Raw genomic sequence first — 17089 nt, 5'->3', positions numbered from 1 at the left:
ATGACCGCTCCACGACGGCTGCTGCGCGTCCTGCCGCCGGGCCATCGGGAACGGCTGATGGCGCTGGCGGGCGAGGTGTCCTTCGAGCAGGGCCAGCGGATCTTCGAGGAACGCGGCACCGCCGACCGGTTCTGGATCGTCCGGTCGGGAACGGTGACGCTGGACCTGCGGCTGGCCGGGCCCCGGCCGACGGCGGTCTCCTCGCTGGAGTCCGGTGACCTGTTGGGCTGGTCCTGGCTGTTTCCGCCGTTCCAGTGGGACTTCGGCGCGGAGGCGCTGAGTCCGGTGCGGGCGTACGAGTTCCAGGGGGCCGAGGTGCAGGCGCTGTGCGACGAGGACCCGGCGTTCGGGTATGCGCTGCTGCGGGTGATCGCGGAGATTCTCGCGTACCGCGTTCAGGCGGCGCGGGTGCGCCTGCTGGACCTCTTCGCCCCCCACGCGGGGCGCTAGCCCTGCGCGGGGGCGGGCCGCGGACGACAACGGTGGGGGGCGGTCCCGGTGCGTGGTCGAGTGCGGGCCCGTCGACGGTTGCTCGCGCAGTTCCCCGCGCCCCTTCAGGCGCCTGGGCGCTCAGGGGCGCGGGGAACTGCGCGAGTCATGTGGGACGGACCGCAGACGACAACGGTGGGGAGCGGTCCCGGCGCGTGGTCGAGTGCAGGCCCGTCGACGGTTACTCGCGCAGTTCCCCGCGCCCCTGGTCCCCCCTGGGGGCGCGAGGAACTGCGCGAGTCATGTGGGACCGACCGCAGACGACAACGGTGGGGGGCAGTCCCGGTGCGTGGTCGGGTGCAGACCCGTCGACCGTTGCTCGCGCAGTTCCCCGCGCCCCTGGTCCCCCCTAGGGGCGCGGGGAACTGCGCGGGTGATGGGGGACCGACCGGAGACGACAACGGCGAGACACCACCCCGGCGCATAGTCGAGCGCGGCCCGGCGCCCAGCGCCGGGCCTCAGGAAGCCAGCGCAGCGACCTCCGTTCCGGCCAGCAGCACCGCGCCCACCGCGAAGTCGCTGGTCGTCGTCGCCGTGACGGGCTGGCTCGACTCCGGTTCGTAGCCGACGCCCTGGACCCAGCCCAGCAGCCCGTCCTCCCGGATCGCGTCCCGCACCAGCGCGTTCCACGCGCGGGTGACCACCGGCAGGTAGGTGTCACGGTCGAGCCGCCCGGTGCGCACCCCGTACGCCAGGCCGTAGAGGTGCATCGCCGTCCCGCTGGTCTCCCGGCCGCCGAAGTGGTCGGGGTCGCGCAGCGAGACGTTCCAGAAGCCGTCGGCGCGTTGGACGTCGCGGAGGGCGCGGGAGACGCCCTCCAGGTTCCAGCCGTACTCGACGACGTGCTCCTCGTCGGCCGGCAGCGCCCGCAACACCTTGGCGTGCGCCATCATCGCCCAGCCGTTGCCGCGCGACCACAGCACGTCGCGGCCGCCCGGCGAGGCGATGCCGCCGGGGAGGTAGTTCCCGTCGCGGAACCAGAGTTCGTGCCGGTAGCTGTAGAGGCCGGGGCCGCGTTCGCGCCGCTTGGTGTGGTCGTAGAGGGCGTACATCTTGGCCCAGTAGGCGGGGTCGTCGCGGAGCGCGCCGAGGCGGGCGAGTGGCGGCATCGCCATGTGCAGGGCGTCGGTCCACCACCAGTCGTCGTTCTTCTCCGGCCGGTCGGTGTACGTCATGCGGTGCAGCGACGCCTCGATGGCGGCCAGCCGGTTCGGGGCGGGGTCGATCTCGTGGAGGTCGAGGTAGACGTCGCCGGCGGCGTGGTTGTCGGCGAACCGGGTCTCGACGCCGCCGTTGAGGCCCCAGCCGTGGTGTTCGGCCCAGCGCAGGCTGTGGTCGAGGTAGCGGGCGTCCTCGGTCAGCCGGAAGAGGGCGACGTTGCCGCTGTGGTAGGTGGCGTTGTGCCACTCGTTGCTGCCGGGTTCGGGGTGGGTGGCGATCCAGTGGTCGGCGACGCGGCGCAGGGCTTCGACGACGGCGGCCCGCTCCAGCGGGGGGACGTCGAGCCGCAGGGCGCGTTGGGCGGCGTGCAGGTTGGCCGGTTCGGGCACGGCGCCGGTGCCGACCTCGACGACGTTCTTGTCGCCGCAGACCATGGCGTCGGCGCAGCGGTCGTCGCGTGGGCCGCGCATCCCGACGAGCGCGCCGTGGGTGAGCATGTCCGGCTGGAAGACGGCGGTGCCCGAGGTGCCCCGGTTCTCGACGTTCCAGTGCGCGATGCGCCGGCCGTTGCGCGGCCCGGCGTAGGGGGCGCCGCCGACCTGGCCGTCGTTGCGTTCCAGGGTGATCTCGGTGCGGACGTTGTCGAACGGCAGGCCCCGGTGGGAGTCGAACGTGCCGTGCGCGAGGTGGCCTCGGGACCAGACGCAGCCGGACGCCAGCCACTCGTGGTTGATGCCGTGCCAGACGCGCGGGGCGTCCAGCGTGAAGTCCTGCTGGAGGATGTCGGCGGAGAACGAGCGGACGGCCGTGAAGTGGTGGACCTTCAACTCGCTGCGGACCGCGAACCGTTCGACGGTGACGGACTTGGCGCAGGAGAACAGGACGCCGTTCTCGGCCTGTTCGATGGCGATGTCCCTGGCCCAGCAGTCGATGACGCGGTTGAAGAAGATGCCGTTGGCGCCCCGGTCGGTGAGGTGGCCCTCGGCGGGGTCGTGGGCGCCGGCGGTGACGATGGTGAGGTGCTCGACGCCGGACTCGGTGATGACCTGGCCCATGGTCTGGAAGTCGGTGTCGAGTTCGGCGGCGGTGACGCCGATCCTGAGCGGCTGGGCGAGGGCGACGTGTTCGGCGGTGAGCGAGGCGATCCGCACCGGCCAGCGGAACCGCGGCGTGGCGGGCGCGTACATCCGGTCGGCGGTGGGCCAGTCGTAGCCGTCGCGCATCAGGGGGTGCGCGCCGAGCCGCTTGAGCAGGCCGAAGTCGCCCTCGGCGCCCCGGGAGCGCCAGGTCATCAACGCGTGCCGGCCTGCGATGAGTTGGGCGGTGGTGTCGACCTTGACCGTGGCGGTGCCGCGCGGCGGGTCGCCGACGACGCGGGCCAGCCGGCTGCCCTCGCCGTCGCCGCCGCCGCGCCACTGCTCCCAGGAGTTGGTCTGGTTCTGCGCCATGTCGACCGGTTGGCCGGCCCAGTCCAGCAGTTGGAGGCGGGAGTCGAAGGTGTCGGTCGGGCCGATCCAGATCAGGCCGCCGGACCAGCACCACTGCGACTTGCCGTCCTCCAGGTTGGGTCCGAGGATCTCCTCCAGGCTGCGGGTGAAGACGATCCGGGTGCGGTCCTGGCCCTCGCCGCGCAGCACCACGCCGGAGCGGTTGAGGCGCAGGAACCCGTCGCAGCGGTAGTCGCCGGCCGCGAGGGCGACGGCCCCGCCGCCGGCGTCGGCGGCGGCGATGATGGCGCGCTGGATGGCGTCGGTGTTGTCGGTGGTGCCGTCGGGGACGGCGCCGTGGTCGGCGGCGCGCACCACGGTGGGCACGTCGGGGATGGGGGCGCCGCCCCGGTAGCCGGCGTGGGAGACGTCGGGGATCTGGGGGTGGTCGCCGGGGTTGGCCTGCCAGGCGGCGAACAGTTCGCCGGGCGTGCTGGCGGCGGCCCGGGTCGCGGGGGCGGCGGCGGTCGGGCCGTGCGCCGGGGTGGTCGCGGGGGCGGCGGCCCGGGCCTGGCCCGCGTGGCCGACGCCGCCGAACAGGGCGAGCCCGCCGGCGGCGGTGGAGCGCAGCAGCGATCTGCGGTCGAACCCCCGGGCTTCGGGGGCGGGTTGGGGGCTTGCGGGGTGCGGTTCCTGGGGCATGGCGGTGGGCGTCCTCGCGGTCGGCTGGCCGGATCGGCGGGTGGGGTCGTCGAGGCGCACGGGCTGGGCACCCGCTTTCCGCTTTTCGGCAAAGCCTTTCGGCCACCGCCGGGAGCGGTCAACGGGCGGTGCTGGGTGGGGCGTTGGTGCGCGGCGACGCGGGTGGGGAGAGTGCAGAAAGGGGTGGCACGGCCCTCGCCAGTGAAAATCGCACCCCGGCGGAGGGGCGTCAATCCTTTCCGCGTTTTTCCGTGCGTGCGCCGCTCAGGGCGTGCCGTAGCCCCCGCCGCCCGGGGTCTCCACGACGAGCACGTCGCCCGGGCCGACGTCCACGCTGTCGGCGCCCGCGAGTTCGGCGACCGTGCCGTCGGCCCGTTCGACCGCGTTGCGGCCGAGCGCGCCGGGCGCGCCGCCGGCCATGCCGTAGGGCGGCACCCGGCGGTGACCGGTCAGCAGGGCCACCGTCATCGGTTCGAGGAACGTCAGCCGCCGCACCACGCCGTCCCCGCCGCGCCACCGCCCGCGCCCGCCGCTGCCCTCGCGCACCCGGAAGTCGGCGACCCGCACCGGGTAGCGCCACTCCAGCACCTCGGGGTCGGTCAGCCGGGAGTTGGTCATGTGGGTCTGCACCGCGTCCGCGCCGGCGAAGCCGTCGCCGGCGCCCGAGCCGCTGGCCAACGTCTCGTAGTACTGGACCCGTTCGTTGCCGAAGGTGACGTTGTTCATGGTGCCGGAGCCCTCGGCCTGGACGCCGAGCGCCGCGTAGAGGGCGCCGGTGACGGCCTGGGAGGTCTCGACGTTGCCGGCGACGGTGGCCGCCGGGTGGCGGGGGGCGAGCATCGAGCCGGGCGGGATGCGGACCTCGATCGGCGCCAGGCAGCCGCTGTTGAGCGGGATGTCGTCGGCGACCAGGGTGCGGAAGACATAGAGCACGGCCGCCAGCACCACGGAGCTGGGCGCGTTGGTGTTGCCCGGCTGCTGCGGCGAGGTGCCGGCGAAGTCCAGGACGGCCGAGCGCCGTTCCCGGTCCACGGTGACGGAGACCTCGATCACGGCGCCGGCGTCGGTCTGGTAGCGGCAGTGGCCGTCGTCCAGGGTGGCGATGATCCGGCGGACCGCCTCCTCCGCGTTGTCCCGCACATGCCGCATGTAAGCCTGGACGACGTCGAGGCCGAACTGGTCGATGACGGCGCGCAGTTCGCCGATGCCCCGCTCGTTGGCGGCGATCTGGGCGCGCAGGTCGGCGAGGTTGGCGTCCACGCCGCGCGAGGGGTAACGGGCCGAGGAGAGCAGCTCCCGGGTCTCGGCCTCGCGCAGCCGGCCCTCGCGCACCAGCGGCCAGTTGTCGAAGAGGACGCCCTCCTCGTCGATGGTGCGGCTGAACGCGGGCATCGAGCCGGGCGTGATGCCGCCGATCTCGGCGTGGTGGCCCCGGGAGGCGACGAGGAACAGCAGCCGCTCGCCGGCGTCGTCGAAGACCGGGGTGACCACGGTGACGTCCGGCAGGTGGGTGCCGCCGTGGTAGGGGTCGTTGATGGCGTGGACGTCGCCCGGCCGCAGCCGGCCGGCGTTGCGGCGCAGCACCTCCTTGATGGACTCGCCCATGGAGCCCAGGTGCACCGGGATGTGCGGGGCGTTGGCGATCAGGTTGCCCCGGTCGTCGAAGAGGGCGCAGGAGAAGTCGAGCCGCTCCTTGATGTTGACGGAGTGCGCGGTGTTCTCCAGCCGCACGCCCATCTGTTCGGCGATGGACATGAAGAGGTTGTTGAAGACCTCCAGGCGCACCGGGTCGACCTCGGTGCCGACGGCGACCGTGCGGGGGCGCGGGGTGACCCGGTCGAGCAGCAGGTGGCCGCGTGCGCCGACGGTGGCCCGCCAGCCCGGCTCGACAACGGTGGTCGCATCGTCCTCGGCGACGATGGCGGGCCCTGCCACGGCGTCGCCGGGGCGCAGCCCGGCGCGCTGGTGGAGCGGGACGTCGCGCCACGCGCCGCCGGTCCACATCCGCACGGTGTCGGGCTCCGGCATCGGGCCGGGGCGGGGCGGCAGCGCCGCGAGGTGGTCCTGGTGGCCGCCGGCCGCGCCCACCGCCTCGACGGCGACGGTCGCGGCCACCAGCGGCTTGTCCATGGTGAACCCGTAGCGGGCGGCGTGGAGTTCGGCGAACGCGGCGGCCATCGCGGCCCGGTCGGCCAGCGGAACGGGCAGCGCCGCGTCCGTTCCGGCGTACCGCAGGTGGACCCGGACGGTGGGGTCGATGGCCTCGGCCGGCACCCCGTCGGCGCGCAGCGCGGCGGTGGCGCGCTCGGTCAGCTCGGCCGCGACCCGTTCCACGGCGGGCAGGCTCTCCTCGGTCAGCTCGGCCTCGACGGAGCGCTCCCGCAGCACGGTGGCGTCGGCGACGCCGATGCCGTAGGCGGACAGCACCCCGGCGAGTGGCGGGACCACCACGGTGTCGACGCCGAGCGCGTCGGCGACCCGGCAGGCGTGCTGGCCGCCGGCGCCGCCGAAGCTGGCCAGGGCGTAACGGGTGACGTCGTGGCCGCGCTGCACGGAGATCTTCTTGACGGCGCCGGCCATGTTGAGCACCGCGATGTCCAGGAAGCCCTCGGCGACCTCCTCGGGACCCCGGTCGTCGCCGGTGGCCTCGGCGATCTCCCGGGCCAGCTCGGCGAACCGCTCCCCGACCACCTCGGCGTCCAGCGGCTCGTCCCCGCGCGGGCCGAACACCCGGGGGAAGTGGGCGGGTTGGATGCGGCCGAGCATCACCTGGGCGTCGGTGACGGCCAGCGGGCCGCCGCGCCGGTAGCAGGCGGGGCCCGGGTGGGCGCCGGCCGACGCGGGGCCGACGCGGTAACGGGCGCCGTCGAACCGCAGCAGCGAGCCGCCGCCGGCGGCCACCGTGTGGATGTCCATCATCGGCGCGCGCATCCGCACGCCGGCGACCTCGGTGCCGAAGACCCGTTCCAACGCGCCGGCGTAGTGCGAGACATCGGTCGAGGTGCCGCCCATGTCGAAGCCGATCACCCGGTGGTGGCCGGCCTCGGCGCAGGCGCGGGCCATCCCGACGACCCCGCCGGCCGGCCCGGAGAGCACCGCGTCCTTCCCCCGGAAGTTCCCGGCCTCCCGCAGCCCGCCGCCGGACTGCATGAACATCAGCCGCACGCCCCGCAGTTCGTCGGCGACCTGCTCGACATAGCGGCGCAGCACCGGGGAGAGGTAGGCGTCCACGACGGTGGTGTCGCCCCGCGAGACGAGCCGGATCAGCGGGCTCACCTCGTGCGAGCAGCTGACCTGGGTGAAGCCGGCGGCCCTGGCCAACTCCCCGACGGCGCGCTCGTGTTCGGGGTGCCGGTAGCCGTGCATCAGGACCACGGCGGCGCTGCGGAAGCCGTCGGCGTGCGCGGCGCGCAGCGCCTCGGTGACCGGCGCGCGCTCCAGCGGGCGCACCACGGTGCCGTCGGCGCCGACGCGTTCCGGTACCTCGATCACGCGGTCGTAGAGCGCCTCGGGCAGCTGGATGTGCCGGTCGAAGAGGCGGGGCCGGTTCTGGTAGGCGATGCGCAGCGCGTCGCGGAACCCGGCGGTGGTGACCAGCACGGTGGGCTCGCCGCGCCGCTCCAGCAGGGCGTTGGTGGCGACGGTGGTGCCCATCTTGACGATCTCGACGCGTTCGGCGGGCACCGGTTCGTCCTCGGCCAGCCCGAGCATCCGGCGGATGCCGGCGACGGCGGCGTCGCGGTAGCGCTCGGGCGCGTGGGAGAGCAACTTGTCGGTGACCAGCCGCCCGTCGGGCCGCCGCCCGACGACGTCGGTGAACGTGCCCCCACGGTCGATCCAGAACTCCCAGCGCGCGTCGTCCATCCGGCCATCGTGCCAGGTGGACCGTGCCTCGGGCCGGCGGGCCCTAGCGGACCGCGCGGCCTGCGGCCGCGCGGGGGCGGCGCGGGGCGCGCGGAGCGCGCCTTCGCGCGGAGATTGCCGCACCGCTCTCCGTTGTCATCTGCGGCCGGTCCCACATCACCCGCGCAGTTCCCCGCGCCCCTGAGGTGTGAGGGGGCGCGGGGAACTGCGCGAGCAACCGTCAACGGGCCCGCACCCGACCACACACCCAGACCACCCACCACCGCTGTCGACCGCACCCCGCCGCGCCGGCGCATGGGCGGCCTCAGCCGGCCGGTTCGTTCCGGTCGCGCGGCCGGCCCAGCCGGCCGCGCACCGCGCTGATCACGCCGGCCTGTTCGGCCGGGTCGCGCGCCAGGCTGTGCATCCGTTCCATCACCCGGGCGTCCCCGGTGGGCACGGACTCGGCGCCCAGCTGGCGGGTCTCCTCCTCGCAGTCCCACAGGCACTCGACGGCCAGCCCGTTGGTGAAGTGCGGGTCCGTCGCGGCCAGCGCGCGCGCCGCGTGGCAGCGCAGCTGGGAGGAGGGCGTCTCGCGGTACAGGTGGCGCAGCACGGGCACGGCGGCCGTCACGCACAGCCGGCCCACGCCCTCCACCAGGGGCCGCAGCTCGCGGCTGTCGGCGCCGCCCGTGCGCGCCGCGCGGTGCAGCGCGGCCAGCACCCGGGGCGCGTCGGTCGCGGTGCCGCGCCTGGCGAGCAGCGCGGCGGCCGTGGTGCCCAACTCGTCGCCGCGCACGGCCCACTCGCGGGCCTGGGCCAACGTCGCCGCGCCGTCCATGCGGGAGAACGCGGTGAGCGCGGCCCGCCGCAGGTCGGGGTCGGGGCTGGCGGTGGCCGCCTCGATCAGGGCGAGGGCTCGGGGGTCGGCCCGGTCGGCGAGGTGGCGCAGCGCGGCGGCGCGGGCGGCGGGGTGGCCGCCGGCGGCGGCGGCCAGCAGCGCCGGCCGGTCCTCGGGCCCGGCGACGGCGGCCAGGCAGCGGGCCGCCGGGGCCTCGCGCCACTGGCGGGGGCTCTGTTCGTAGCCGTCCCTGGCCCAGTCGAGGACGGAGGCGACGGACCAGCCGGGGCGCGGTCCCGAGGGGCGGAGCTGGCGCTGCCAGCGGTCGAAGTCGCCCTGTTCCAGGGCGGCGGTCAGGCGCTTTCGTTGCGCCGGGCGGTCCGGGTCCTCGGCCCAGATGCGCCAGGGGCGCGGCTCGAAGGAGTCCCGGACGGCGGAGGCGAGGGCGGCCTCGCCCTCCTCGGTGGTCGGGAAGCGGTCCAGGATGCGCGGGCCGAGCGCCCGCAGCCCGGCGTCGCTGTCCCGGACGGCCAACTCGTCGAGCGCCCAACGCCAGTTGGCGCCGCGCACCGCGTAGCCGCGCAGCAGCTTCAGCGCGTGGCCCCGGCCGTAGGTCGCGAGGTGGCCGAGGACGGAGAGGGCGAGCCCGGTGCGCTCCTCGTCGGAGCGGGTGGCGTCCTCGGCGTCGAAGAGGTGCTCGGCGATGGGCCGCAGGTCGGCGCCGAGTTCGAGGTAGAGCCTGGCGTAGTAGAGGGAGCGGCGCTCCAGCTGCCAGTCCGCGCGTGGATCGTGGAGCACGCAGTGCTCCAACGCGGCCACCGCCTCCGCCCGGGGGGCGGCCAGGGCGTGCAGCCACCCGTCACCGCGCCCCCGCTGGAGGAGACCCAGAAGGGTCCAGCTGGGCGCTATGTCGGTTTCGGTCGGACTGGCGAACATATGAGTCAGCATCCGGTGCGTGGCTATCGGGGGCAACGGGATTTCCGTCTGGTCGGCTCCTTGCCGGTGACACAGGTTCTACACCCGATGTGCCACCGTGCGCGCCCCATGCGGCGGCTGAATCTCTTACGGAGCGGGTAGGGCTGTGCAACAGTCTGGAGTCGTCCGCGCCGACCGCTCCGGCCGTCAGGCCCGACTCGCCGTTTCGAGGTCAGCCATGCTCTCCTCCCAGAATCCCCAGCCCCCGATCAAGCCGCCGGTCGCGCAGGCCGCGCACGCCGGGCCGACCCTCGACGAGCTGATCGCCCGCGCCCGCCGACTGCGGGAGGACCTCGACGCCGCGCGCCGGGCCGACCCGCGCGCCACGGCGGGCGAGCCGGTGCGGCGCGCGGCGTGGGAGCTGGTCGGCAGCTGGCTGGACGACGTGGGCGAGCAGCTCCACGAGCTGCGGACCGCGCCGGGCCCGCCGGCCCCGGCCTCGTCCGCGCCCCGGGTGGGCAGCGCCGAGTGGAACCTGCTGACGGACGGCGCGATCTGGTCGGACGAGCTGTACGCGATCTTCGGCCGCCCGCAGCGCGAGGGGCCGCTCACGCTGGACCAGCTGCCGTCGTTCCTGCCGGCCGAGGACCAGCCGGCACTGACCGCCGCTGTCACCGGGTGCCTGGTGGACGGGCGGCCGATGGACTGCGAGTTCCGGATCACCAGGCCGGACGGCACGCTGCGCACGGTGCGGATGGCCGGGGAGCCGGTGCTGGACGACGACGGGGGAACGGTCGCGCTGTGGGCGATGATCCGGGACGTCGACGAGGTGCGGCACCCGGTGCCGAGCCAGCGCGGGCCCGGCGCGCGGGGGCGGCGCGGGGGCGTGGCCGGCCGCGAGGTGGAACGGGCGCTGGCCGAGGAGGCGCACGGGGCGCCGTCGACCGGGCCGGGCGGCCTGGAGGTGGCCGCCCGCTATGTGCCGGCCGGGCGCTCGGCGCCGTTGACGGGAAAGTGGTGCGACGCGCTGGAACTCCCGGGCGGCGCCAGCCTGTTGAGCGTGGGGGACCTGGCGGGCCGGGGCCCGGCTGCGGTGGCGGGGACGGCGACGGCGCTGGGCGCGATCCGGGGCATCGCGCTGGCCGGGCAGTCGCCGGCGGCGCTGCTGGGGCATCTCAACCAGCTGCTGGACCGGGGCGCGCACCCGGTGCTCGCCAGCGTGCTGTGCTGCCGCTTCGAGCCGGCCGACCGCAGCCTGGTGTGGGCGCAGGCCGGGCACCCGGCGCCGCTGCTGTGCCGGGACGGCACGGGCTGGGCGCTGCCCCGCCCCACGGGCACCCTGCTGGGCGCGGTGGGCGACACCGCGTATGCGGAACGGACGGACCCGCTTCGGCCGGGGGACGTGCTGGTGCTCCACACTGATGGACTGTTTTCGGACATCCCCGAGCGTGGGGTGACCGGCCATGCCGGGGACCACCGGCTGATCGACCTGGCCGGCCGGCTCAGCGCCGCCGGCAGCGCGGCCGAGTGCCTGCGGCTGATCGTCGAGGAGCGCGCCGAGCACGACCGGCACGACGACGCCTGCGTGCTGGTGGCGCGCGTCGGCCGCTGAGCCGCCCCCCGCGCCCCCGGCCGCCGCACCCGTTCCACCGGGGCGGGAACGGCGACCGGCCGGGGGCCGTTCCCTGGCCTAGACCAGACGTTGCGCGCCGCTGGGGCGCGGGATGGACTGGGCCAGTTCCTCGCGCAGCTCCTCGATGCGGGCGTAGCCGGCGTAGTAGCCGGTGAGCCGGTACATCTCGCGCAGCCGGTCCCAGGTGCGCAGCGAGGAGTTCTCGCCGACCGAGGCCAGCGCCAACCGGGCGTAGCGGTCGGCCTGTTCGGGGTCGTCGGCGATGAAGCAGGCCGAGGCCAGCGAGATCTGGTCGAAGATCATGGCCCGCTTCAGCTCGCCGGCCCGCAGCGCCAGGGCCTGCTTGGCGTGCCGCTCGGCGTGCGGCGCGGCCGAGGCGTCGTGCTCGGCGAGGGTGCGGTACGCCAGGGCCTGCATCCCGTGCAGGTCGGCCTCGTCGAAGAGCTGCATCCAGCTGGGCGGCGGCACGTCGCCCCGGTCGGAGACGAAGAGGTCCTCCGCCTCGCCCAGGGTGCGGCGCATCGCCTGGCCGTGGCCCATCGAGGCGTGCGCCCACGCCTCGATGGTGCGCAGCATCGCGCGGGTGCGGGGCAGCGCCTCGTCGCCCATGCCGGCGTTGGCCAGCCGCATCAGGTCCAGCGCGTCGTCGGGCCGGCCCAGATGGACCATCTGCCGGGCCGCGCGGGACAGCGCCTCGCCGGCCCGTGGCCGGTCGCCGCCCTCGCGGGCGGCGTGCGCGGCGATCACGAAGTACTTCTGGGCGGTGGCCTCCATCCCCACGTCGTGGGACATCCAGCCGGCGAGCACCGCGAGGTTGGCGGCCACGCCCCACAGCCGCCTGCGCAGGTGCTCCGGGTGCTGGTAGGCCAACAGGCCGCCCACCTCGTTGAGTTGGCCGACCACGGCCTTGCGTTGCAGGCCGCCGCCCCGGGCCGCGTCCCAGGCCCGGAACACCTCGACCGAGTGTTCCAGGGCCTCGATCTCCTCGGAGCCGATCGGGGCGGCTTCGTAACGGTCCAGGCCGGTGCTGTCGTGGGGGGACCCGCCGGCGTGGCCGGGGGTCGTGGTGAGCCAGTCGTGCATGGCGTCGCTGAGTGCGGAGCCGGCGGCGAGCGCGGCGCCCGCGCCCACCATGCCGCGTCGGTTGAGCATGAGGTCCATTCCCGTGAATTCGGTGAGGACCGAGGCCGTCCGCCAGGGGGTCCAGGGCAGTCCGTGGAGGGACGGCCTTCGCCCCGCGCTCCCTGGCCGGCGCAACCCCAGGTCCTCGATGGTCACGACACGGCCGAGTCGCTCGGTGAACAGCGTCGCCAACACCTCGGGAACGGGGTCGCGCGGGGTCTCGCCGGTGTCGATCCACCGACGCACCCGCGAGGTGTCCGTCGCCAGCTGCGGGAAGCCCTGGGCCGCCGCCTGCCGGTTCACCAGCCTCGCGAGTTCTCCCTTCGACCACCCGGCGAGCCTGAACAGGTCCGCCAGCCTGGTGTTGGGTCCTCTGTTCACGTCAAGCCCCCAGGATCTCGGCTGAGTTGACAGTAACCGCGCGGCAACCCCGACATGACAATTCGCCAGGGTTCGCCAGGGCTCGCCACATGGTGTGCCACCCGTGAAAAGAGGTGTGGTGTCCTTGGCGCCACTCCGGCCGGGGTGCGGCGGGCATTTCCCCAGGGTGTCCGGGAACCGGCGGTTGGCGGGGCGCCGACCAGCGTCCGGCGGCACTGAAGGGACTCAGCCCGGCATGTATCCAGCACCCTCCCCCGTGGTCACCCGGCACCGTACCGTGCTCGCGGGAGCGCCCGGCGGCCAGCGCGGCGCCCTCGTCGACGAACGGGTGCGCCGGGCGCGCCGGCCCGGGCCACCGCTGCCGGTGGGCGCCCGGCTCGACCTCGCGGGGGCGGGTGGCGAACGGCTGCGCGCCGCGCTGGCGTCGATCCAGCGGATCTGTCCGGAGTTCACCCCGGCGCGGGTGCTGCGGGACGGCGACGGCACCGTGGTGTTGGCCGGCATGGCGGGACGGCGGGCGGCGGTGGCCAAGTGCGTGCTGGACCAGGGCGAGGAGCATCGGGCCAGGTTCGAGCGGGAGTTAGCGGTCAACCGCGCGTTCCTGCGGCACCGGCCGCCGGTGCGGGTGCCCCGGATCGTCGGGGACGAGCCACGGGACCGCACGCTGATCACCGAGTTCGTCCCCGGCCGCGCCGCCTCCCCGCACCGCCATCCGCCGATCCCGCCGGCCACGAACGACCTGCGTGCCACGCTGGCCGCCGTGCGCCGGATCAACGCCTGGCGCCCGCCGGACGGCGCGTTCCCCGACGCGCTCAACTACGGTGCGCGGCTGGCCCGTTACCACATGCTCGGGCTGCTGACCGACCGCGATCTGAGCGACCTGAAAACGTTGCTCCACGACGTGCGCGGCCTCGGGCGCGGCGAGCCGCCGCGCCAGTTCTGCCACGGCGAGGCGCTGCCGCCGCATGTGCTGCTCTCCCCCACCGGACCCGTGCTGATCAACTGGCGCGCCGCCGGCTGGTACCTGCCCGGGTACGACCTGGCGACGCTGTGGGCGGCGCTCGGCGAGTCGCCGCTGGTGCGGCGGCAGATCAGCCAGTCCGCGCAGGCGGAGGGCCGCCTGACGCGGGACTGTTTCCTGATCAACCTGATGCTGGTGCTGACGCGCGAGATCCGGCTCTGCGAGTTGGGCGTGCGCCGCGCGATGGACCGCCCCGGCAGCGCCTCGGCCGACCGGTCCGGCGGACCGGCCCCCGGCGAGGAGAAACGCCTGCTGCTGCGCCGCCTCCACGACGACTGGTCCCTGGCCCGCCAGGCGATCCGCGCGGCGGTCGGAACGAGGTAGCCTGCGGCTCGCTCCGGGGACGGGCCGGCCTGGCGGCCGGCCGGCGGCCTGCGGCCCGCTGAGAAGGTGAGATGGCCTGCGGCCGGCTCCCGGGAACGGGACGGCCCGGTGGCCGCCCGGCGGCCTGCGGCCCGCTGGGAAGGTGAGATGGCCTGCGGCCGGCCGGCAGGGCTGGCCGGCGGGGTTGGCCTGCGGCCGGCCGGCGGGGTTGGCCTGCGGCCCGCTGACGGACGCCGCGCTGCGCGGCAGTTGACGAGCGGCAGCAACTCCGCCCGGTCGCCAGGCGGCCGGACGGCCGGCATACGGCGCACCGGCAGGGATGGCCTGCGGCCGGCCAGAGGATGCAGCTCTACGGCCAGTTGCCGGCGGCAGCATCCCCACCCGGCCGCCACGCGGCTGGACGCACGGCCTACGGCGCACCGGCAGGGATGGCCTGCGGCCGGCCGTTTGGACGCTGTGCTACCGCCAGTTGGCGAAGGGCAACCTCCTCGCCAGCTGCCGCGCAGCGGTGCGCACGATCCGTGGCTGAACGCCAGCCGGGGCTGGCCTGCGGCCCGCCGGCGGGGTTGCCTGGGCCGGCTGTCCGGTCGCTGCTCCACGGCCAGTTGACGAGCGGCAGCATCCCCGCCATCTACCGCGCGGCCATGCACGCGACCCGTGGTTGACGCCAGCCGGGGCTGGCCTGCGGCCGGTCGTTCGGACGCCGCTCTACGGCCGGCAGAAGAGTCGCGGCCGCCACGCGGCGATGCGCACCACCTCTGGCCGGCCGGCGGATGGTGGCCTCGGCAGGCGCACCACCGGCGCCGGCCAGCCGCACGGCACTCCGCGCACGGTCAGCTACCGCGCGGCGGTGCACGCGACCCGTGGCTGAACGCCAGCCGCGAACGGTCAGTGGCCGGTCAACGGACGTCGCGTCGGGACCAGTTGGCGAGCGGCGCCGGCCGCCGCGCGGCTGGGCGCGCCGCCGGTCGGCGGGTGCCGCCGTGGGTAATGTGCCGAGATGACAAGGAGCGAGCGGATCGCGGACCAGTTGGACCGGTACTGGCACAGGAACCTTCGGCCACGGCTGCACGGTCTCACCGATGAGGAGTACTTCTGGGAGCCGGTGCGCGACTGCTGGAGCATCCGCCCACGGGGCGCGTCGGCCGCGCCGATGTCGGCGGGTTCGGGGGAATGGGCGATGGACTTCGCGTCCCCCGACCCGGTGCCGGCGCCGGTGACCACGATCGCCTGGCGGCTGGCGCACATCGTCGTCTCCTGCCTGGGCTACCGGGTCGGCTGGCACTTCGGCGGCCGGGACGTCGACTACCGGACGTTCGCCTACGCCGGGACCGCCGCCGAGGCGCTGGAACAGGTCGACGAGATGTACGGGAGATGGAACGCCGGGGTCCGCGAACTCTCGGACGTTGACCTGGAGAACCCGCCTCCGGCGGGACCCGAGCGGTTCCCCATGGAGGGCATCGTCCTGCACGTCAACAGGGAGCTGATCCATCACGGCGCCGAGATCTCCCTGCTGCGCGACCTCTACCGCTGGCAGGACGGCGGCCCCGTGCCGCACCGAACGTGACGTTCCGGCGGCCTCGCCCCAGGCGAGCCCGGCGCGCCCAGCGCGCCGGCTCCGCGCCCACCCCCTCAGCCCGGCGCGCCCAGCGCGCCGGGCGCCGCGCGGCTACGCCCGTCGGCCGCTCACCGTCACGAAGGAGTGCGGCGGCAGCGTGAGGGACAGGCCCCGTTCGTGGGTGCGCACGCCGTCGAACGGGCGGGCGGCGACCGGGGACGCGTCGGCGGTGTTGTGGTCCTGGAGCCGGTCGGCGGTCAGGATGCGGGCCGTCGGTTCCAGCAGCGCGCCGCCGCGCAGGTCCAGCGTGATCTCGGCGGGGCGTTCGGCGTCGAGGTTGGTCAGGGAGATCAGCACCCGCTCGTCCCGGACGCTGGCCGAGGCCGAGATGGTGGTCAACTCGGCGTCACCGACCTGCCGTTGGGCCTCCGCCGTGGTGAGGTGGACGGGCAGCGAGGTGGCGTCCTGGTGTCCCTTGTTCATCTCGAAGACGTGGTAGGTCGGGGTGCGCACCAGCCGGTCGCCGTCCGTCAGCAGCACCGCCTGGAGGACGTTGACGGTCTGCGCCAGGTTGGCCATCGCCAGCCGCTCGGCGTGCCGGTGGAAGATGTCGAAGTGCGTGCTGGCCACCAGCGCGTCGCGCAGGGTGTTCTGCTGGAACAGGAAGCCGGGGTTGGTGCCCGGCTCCACGTCGAACCAGGTGCCCCACTCGTCGACGACGAGGCCGACACGGCGCCCCGGGTCGTAGGCGTCCATCACGGTGGAGTGCCCCTGGATGATCCGGTCCATCCGCGCGGCGGCCGCCATCGTGCGGTAGTAGTCCTCGGTGTCGAACTCCGTTGCGCTCCCCTTGGCGTCCCAGGGCCCGATCACCGTGTAGTAGTGGACGGACAGCGCCTGGAAGAAGTTCTTCGGGGTGGCCTCGCAGCCGAAGCAGCTGATCTGCTGCATCAGGGTCTCGGTCCAGGCGTAGTTCTCGTCGCTGGCGCCGGCGGCGATCCGGTAGAGCCTGTTGTCCCCGTGGTCGCGGCAGTAGGTGGCGTACTGGCGGGCCAGGTCGGCGTAGTGCTCGGCGCGCATGTTGCCGCCGCAGCCCCAGGTCTCGTTGCCCAGGCCCCAGAACTTCACGCGCCACGGCTCCTCGCGGCCGTTCTCCTTGCGCAGCCGCACCATCGGGCTGTCGCCGTCGCGGGTGAGGTACTCCACCCACTCGCTCATCTCCTGGACGGTGCCGGAGCCGACGTTGCCGCTGATGTACGGCTCGGTGCCGAGGAGTTCGCAGAGCGCGAGGAACTCGTGGGTACCGAAGTGGTTGTTCTCCTCGACGTTGCCCCAGTGGGTGTTGACCATCCGGGGGCGCTGCTGGCGCGGGCCGATGCCGTCCTTCCAGTGGTACTCGTCGGCGAAACAGCCGCCCGGCCAGCGGAGGTTGGGAATGTCCAGCGCGCGCAGCGCCTCGACCACGTCCAGCCGGATGCCGCCCTCGTTGGGGATGGGCGAGTCCTCGCCGACCCACAGGCCGCCGTAGACGCAACGCCCCAGGTGCTCGGCGAAGTGGCCGTAGAGGTGACGGCTGATGACCGGTCCCTCGATGTCCAGATTGATGATCGCCGTGCCGCTGCTACCGGACATACGGTGCTCCTCGTTGGTTGTTTTTAACGATAAAAACGCT

10 protein-coding genes are annotated in these 17089 nt (G+C 74.5%); 5 read left to right on the top strand and 5 right to left on the bottom strand.

The window, feature by feature from the left end; genetic code table 11:
• The gene (locus FH609_RS25455; protein ID WP_139671919.1) at positions 1-450 is read left to right on the top strand and encodes a Crp/Fnr family transcriptional regulator; all 450 of its coding nucleotides are present in this window, start codon (positions 1-3) and stop codon (positions 448-450) included.
• A 497-nt stretch (positions 451-947) separates the two neighbouring features.
• Here the strand turns inward: FH609_RS25455 and FH609_RS25450 are convergent, their stop codons facing one another.
• The 3 genes from FH609_RS25450 to FH609_RS25440 form a co-directional block, all read right to left on the bottom strand.
• Entirely contained in the window at positions 948-3779 is a 2832-nt protein-coding gene (locus FH609_RS25450) for a glycoside hydrolase family 88 protein (protein ID WP_139671916.1), read from the bottom strand.
• 264 nt (positions 3780-4043) lie between these two features.
• Positions 4044-7643, bottom strand: a complete 3600-nt coding sequence (locus FH609_RS25445; protein ID WP_139671913.1) for a hydantoinase B/oxoprolinase family protein — start codon at positions 7641-7643, stop codon at positions 4044-4046.
• A 304-nt stretch (positions 7644-7947) separates the two neighbouring features.
• Positions 7948-9399, bottom strand: a complete 1452-nt coding sequence (locus tag FH609_RS25440; RefSeq protein ID WP_139671910.1) for a HEAT repeat domain-containing protein — start codon at positions 9397-9399, stop codon at positions 7948-7950.
• 217 nt (positions 9400-9616) lie between these two features.
• On the opposite strand from FH609_RS25440, the gene FH609_RS25435 reads away from it, so the two are divergent.
• On the top strand, positions 9617-10990 hold the full coding sequence (locus FH609_RS25435) for a PP2C family protein-serine/threonine phosphatase (protein WP_139671907.1): 1374 nt from the start codon (positions 9617-9619) through the stop codon (positions 10988-10990).
• A gap of 78 nt (positions 10991-11068) precedes the next feature.
• On the opposite strand, the gene FH609_RS25430 is transcribed toward FH609_RS25435, so the two are convergent.
• Entirely contained in the window at positions 11069-12514 is a 1446-nt protein-coding gene (locus tag FH609_RS25430; protein WP_139671904.1) for a hypothetical protein, read from the bottom strand.
• Positions 12515-12749: 235 nt separating this feature from the next.
• Between FH609_RS25430 and FH609_RS25425 the strand changes: the two genes are divergently transcribed.
• The 3 genes from FH609_RS25425 to FH609_RS25420 all read left to right on the top strand — a co-directional run bounded on the left by FH609_RS25425 (position 12750) and on the right by FH609_RS25420 (position 15426).
• The gene (locus FH609_RS25425; protein ID WP_139671901.1) at positions 12750-13859 is read left to right on the top strand and encodes an aminoglycoside phosphotransferase family protein; all 1110 of its coding nucleotides are present in this window, start codon (positions 12750-12752) and stop codon (positions 13857-13859) included.
• Positions 13860-14604: 745 nt separating this feature from the next.
• Complete coding sequence (locus tag FH609_RS32215) at positions 14605-14730, top strand: hypothetical protein (RefSeq protein WP_264372783.1); 126 nt, start codon at positions 14605-14607, stop codon at positions 14728-14730.
• 129 nt (positions 14731-14859) lie between these two features.
• Positions 14860-15426: a DinB family protein gene (locus FH609_RS25420; protein WP_139671898.1), complete on the top strand. Its 567-nt coding sequence runs from the start codon at positions 14860-14862 to the stop codon at positions 15424-15426.
• 102 nt (positions 15427-15528) lie between these two features.
• Here FH609_RS25420 and FH609_RS25415 read toward each other — a convergent pair whose 3' ends face one another.
• Positions 15529-17049 carry an alpha-N-arabinofuranosidase gene (locus tag FH609_RS25415; RefSeq protein ID WP_139671896.1) on the bottom strand — a complete coding sequence of 507 codons (1521 nt, stop codon included), beginning with the start codon at positions 17047-17049 and terminating at the stop codon, positions 15529-15531.
• Between the last annotated feature and the right edge of the window lie 40 nt (positions 17050-17089).

The sequence above is a fragment of the Streptomyces sp. 3MP-14 genome, from assembly GCF_006334905.2.
GTDB lineage: Bacteria > Actinomycetota > Actinomycetes > Streptomycetales > Streptomycetaceae > Streptomyces > Streptomyces triticirhizae.
The sequence above is the reverse complement of the archived record's forward strand: the minus strand, read 5'-3'. Positions and strand labels throughout refer to the sequence as shown.

Bases quoted from the DNA above. Each gene is read 5' to 3' on its own strand.
- FH609_RS25455 (WP_139671919.1), top strand. From the start codon at position 1: ATGACCGCTCCACGACGGCTGCTGCGCGTCCTGCCGCCGGGCCATCGG.
- FH609_RS25445 (WP_139671913.1), bottom strand. From the start codon at position 7,643: ATGGACGACGCGCGCTGGGAGTTCTGGATCGACCGTGGGGGCACGTTC.
- FH609_RS32215 (WP_264372783.1), top strand. From the start codon at position 14,605: ATGCGCACCACCTCTGGCCGGCCGGCGGATGGTGGCCTCGGCAGGCGC.
- FH609_RS25425 (WP_139671901.1), top strand. From the start codon at position 12,750: ATGTATCCAGCACCCTCCCCCGTGGTCACCCGGCACCGTACCGTGCTC.
- FH609_RS25440 (WP_139671910.1), bottom strand. From the start codon at position 9,399: ATGTTCGCCAGTCCGACCGAAACCGACATAGCGCCCAGCTGGACCCTT.
- FH609_RS25435 (WP_139671907.1), top strand. From the start codon at position 9,617: ATGCTCTCCTCCCAGAATCCCCAGCCCCCGATCAAGCCGCCGGTCGCG.
- FH609_RS25420 (WP_139671898.1), top strand. From the start codon at position 14,860: ATGACAAGGAGCGAGCGGATCGCGGACCAGTTGGACCGGTACTGGCAC.
- FH609_RS25450 (WP_139671916.1), bottom strand. From the start codon at position 3,779: ATGCCCCAGGAACCGCACCCCGCAAGCCCCCAACCCGCCCCCGAAGCC.
- FH609_RS25415 (WP_139671896.1), bottom strand. From the start codon at position 17,049: ATGTCCGGTAGCAGCGGCACGGCGATCATCAATCTGGACATCGAGGGA.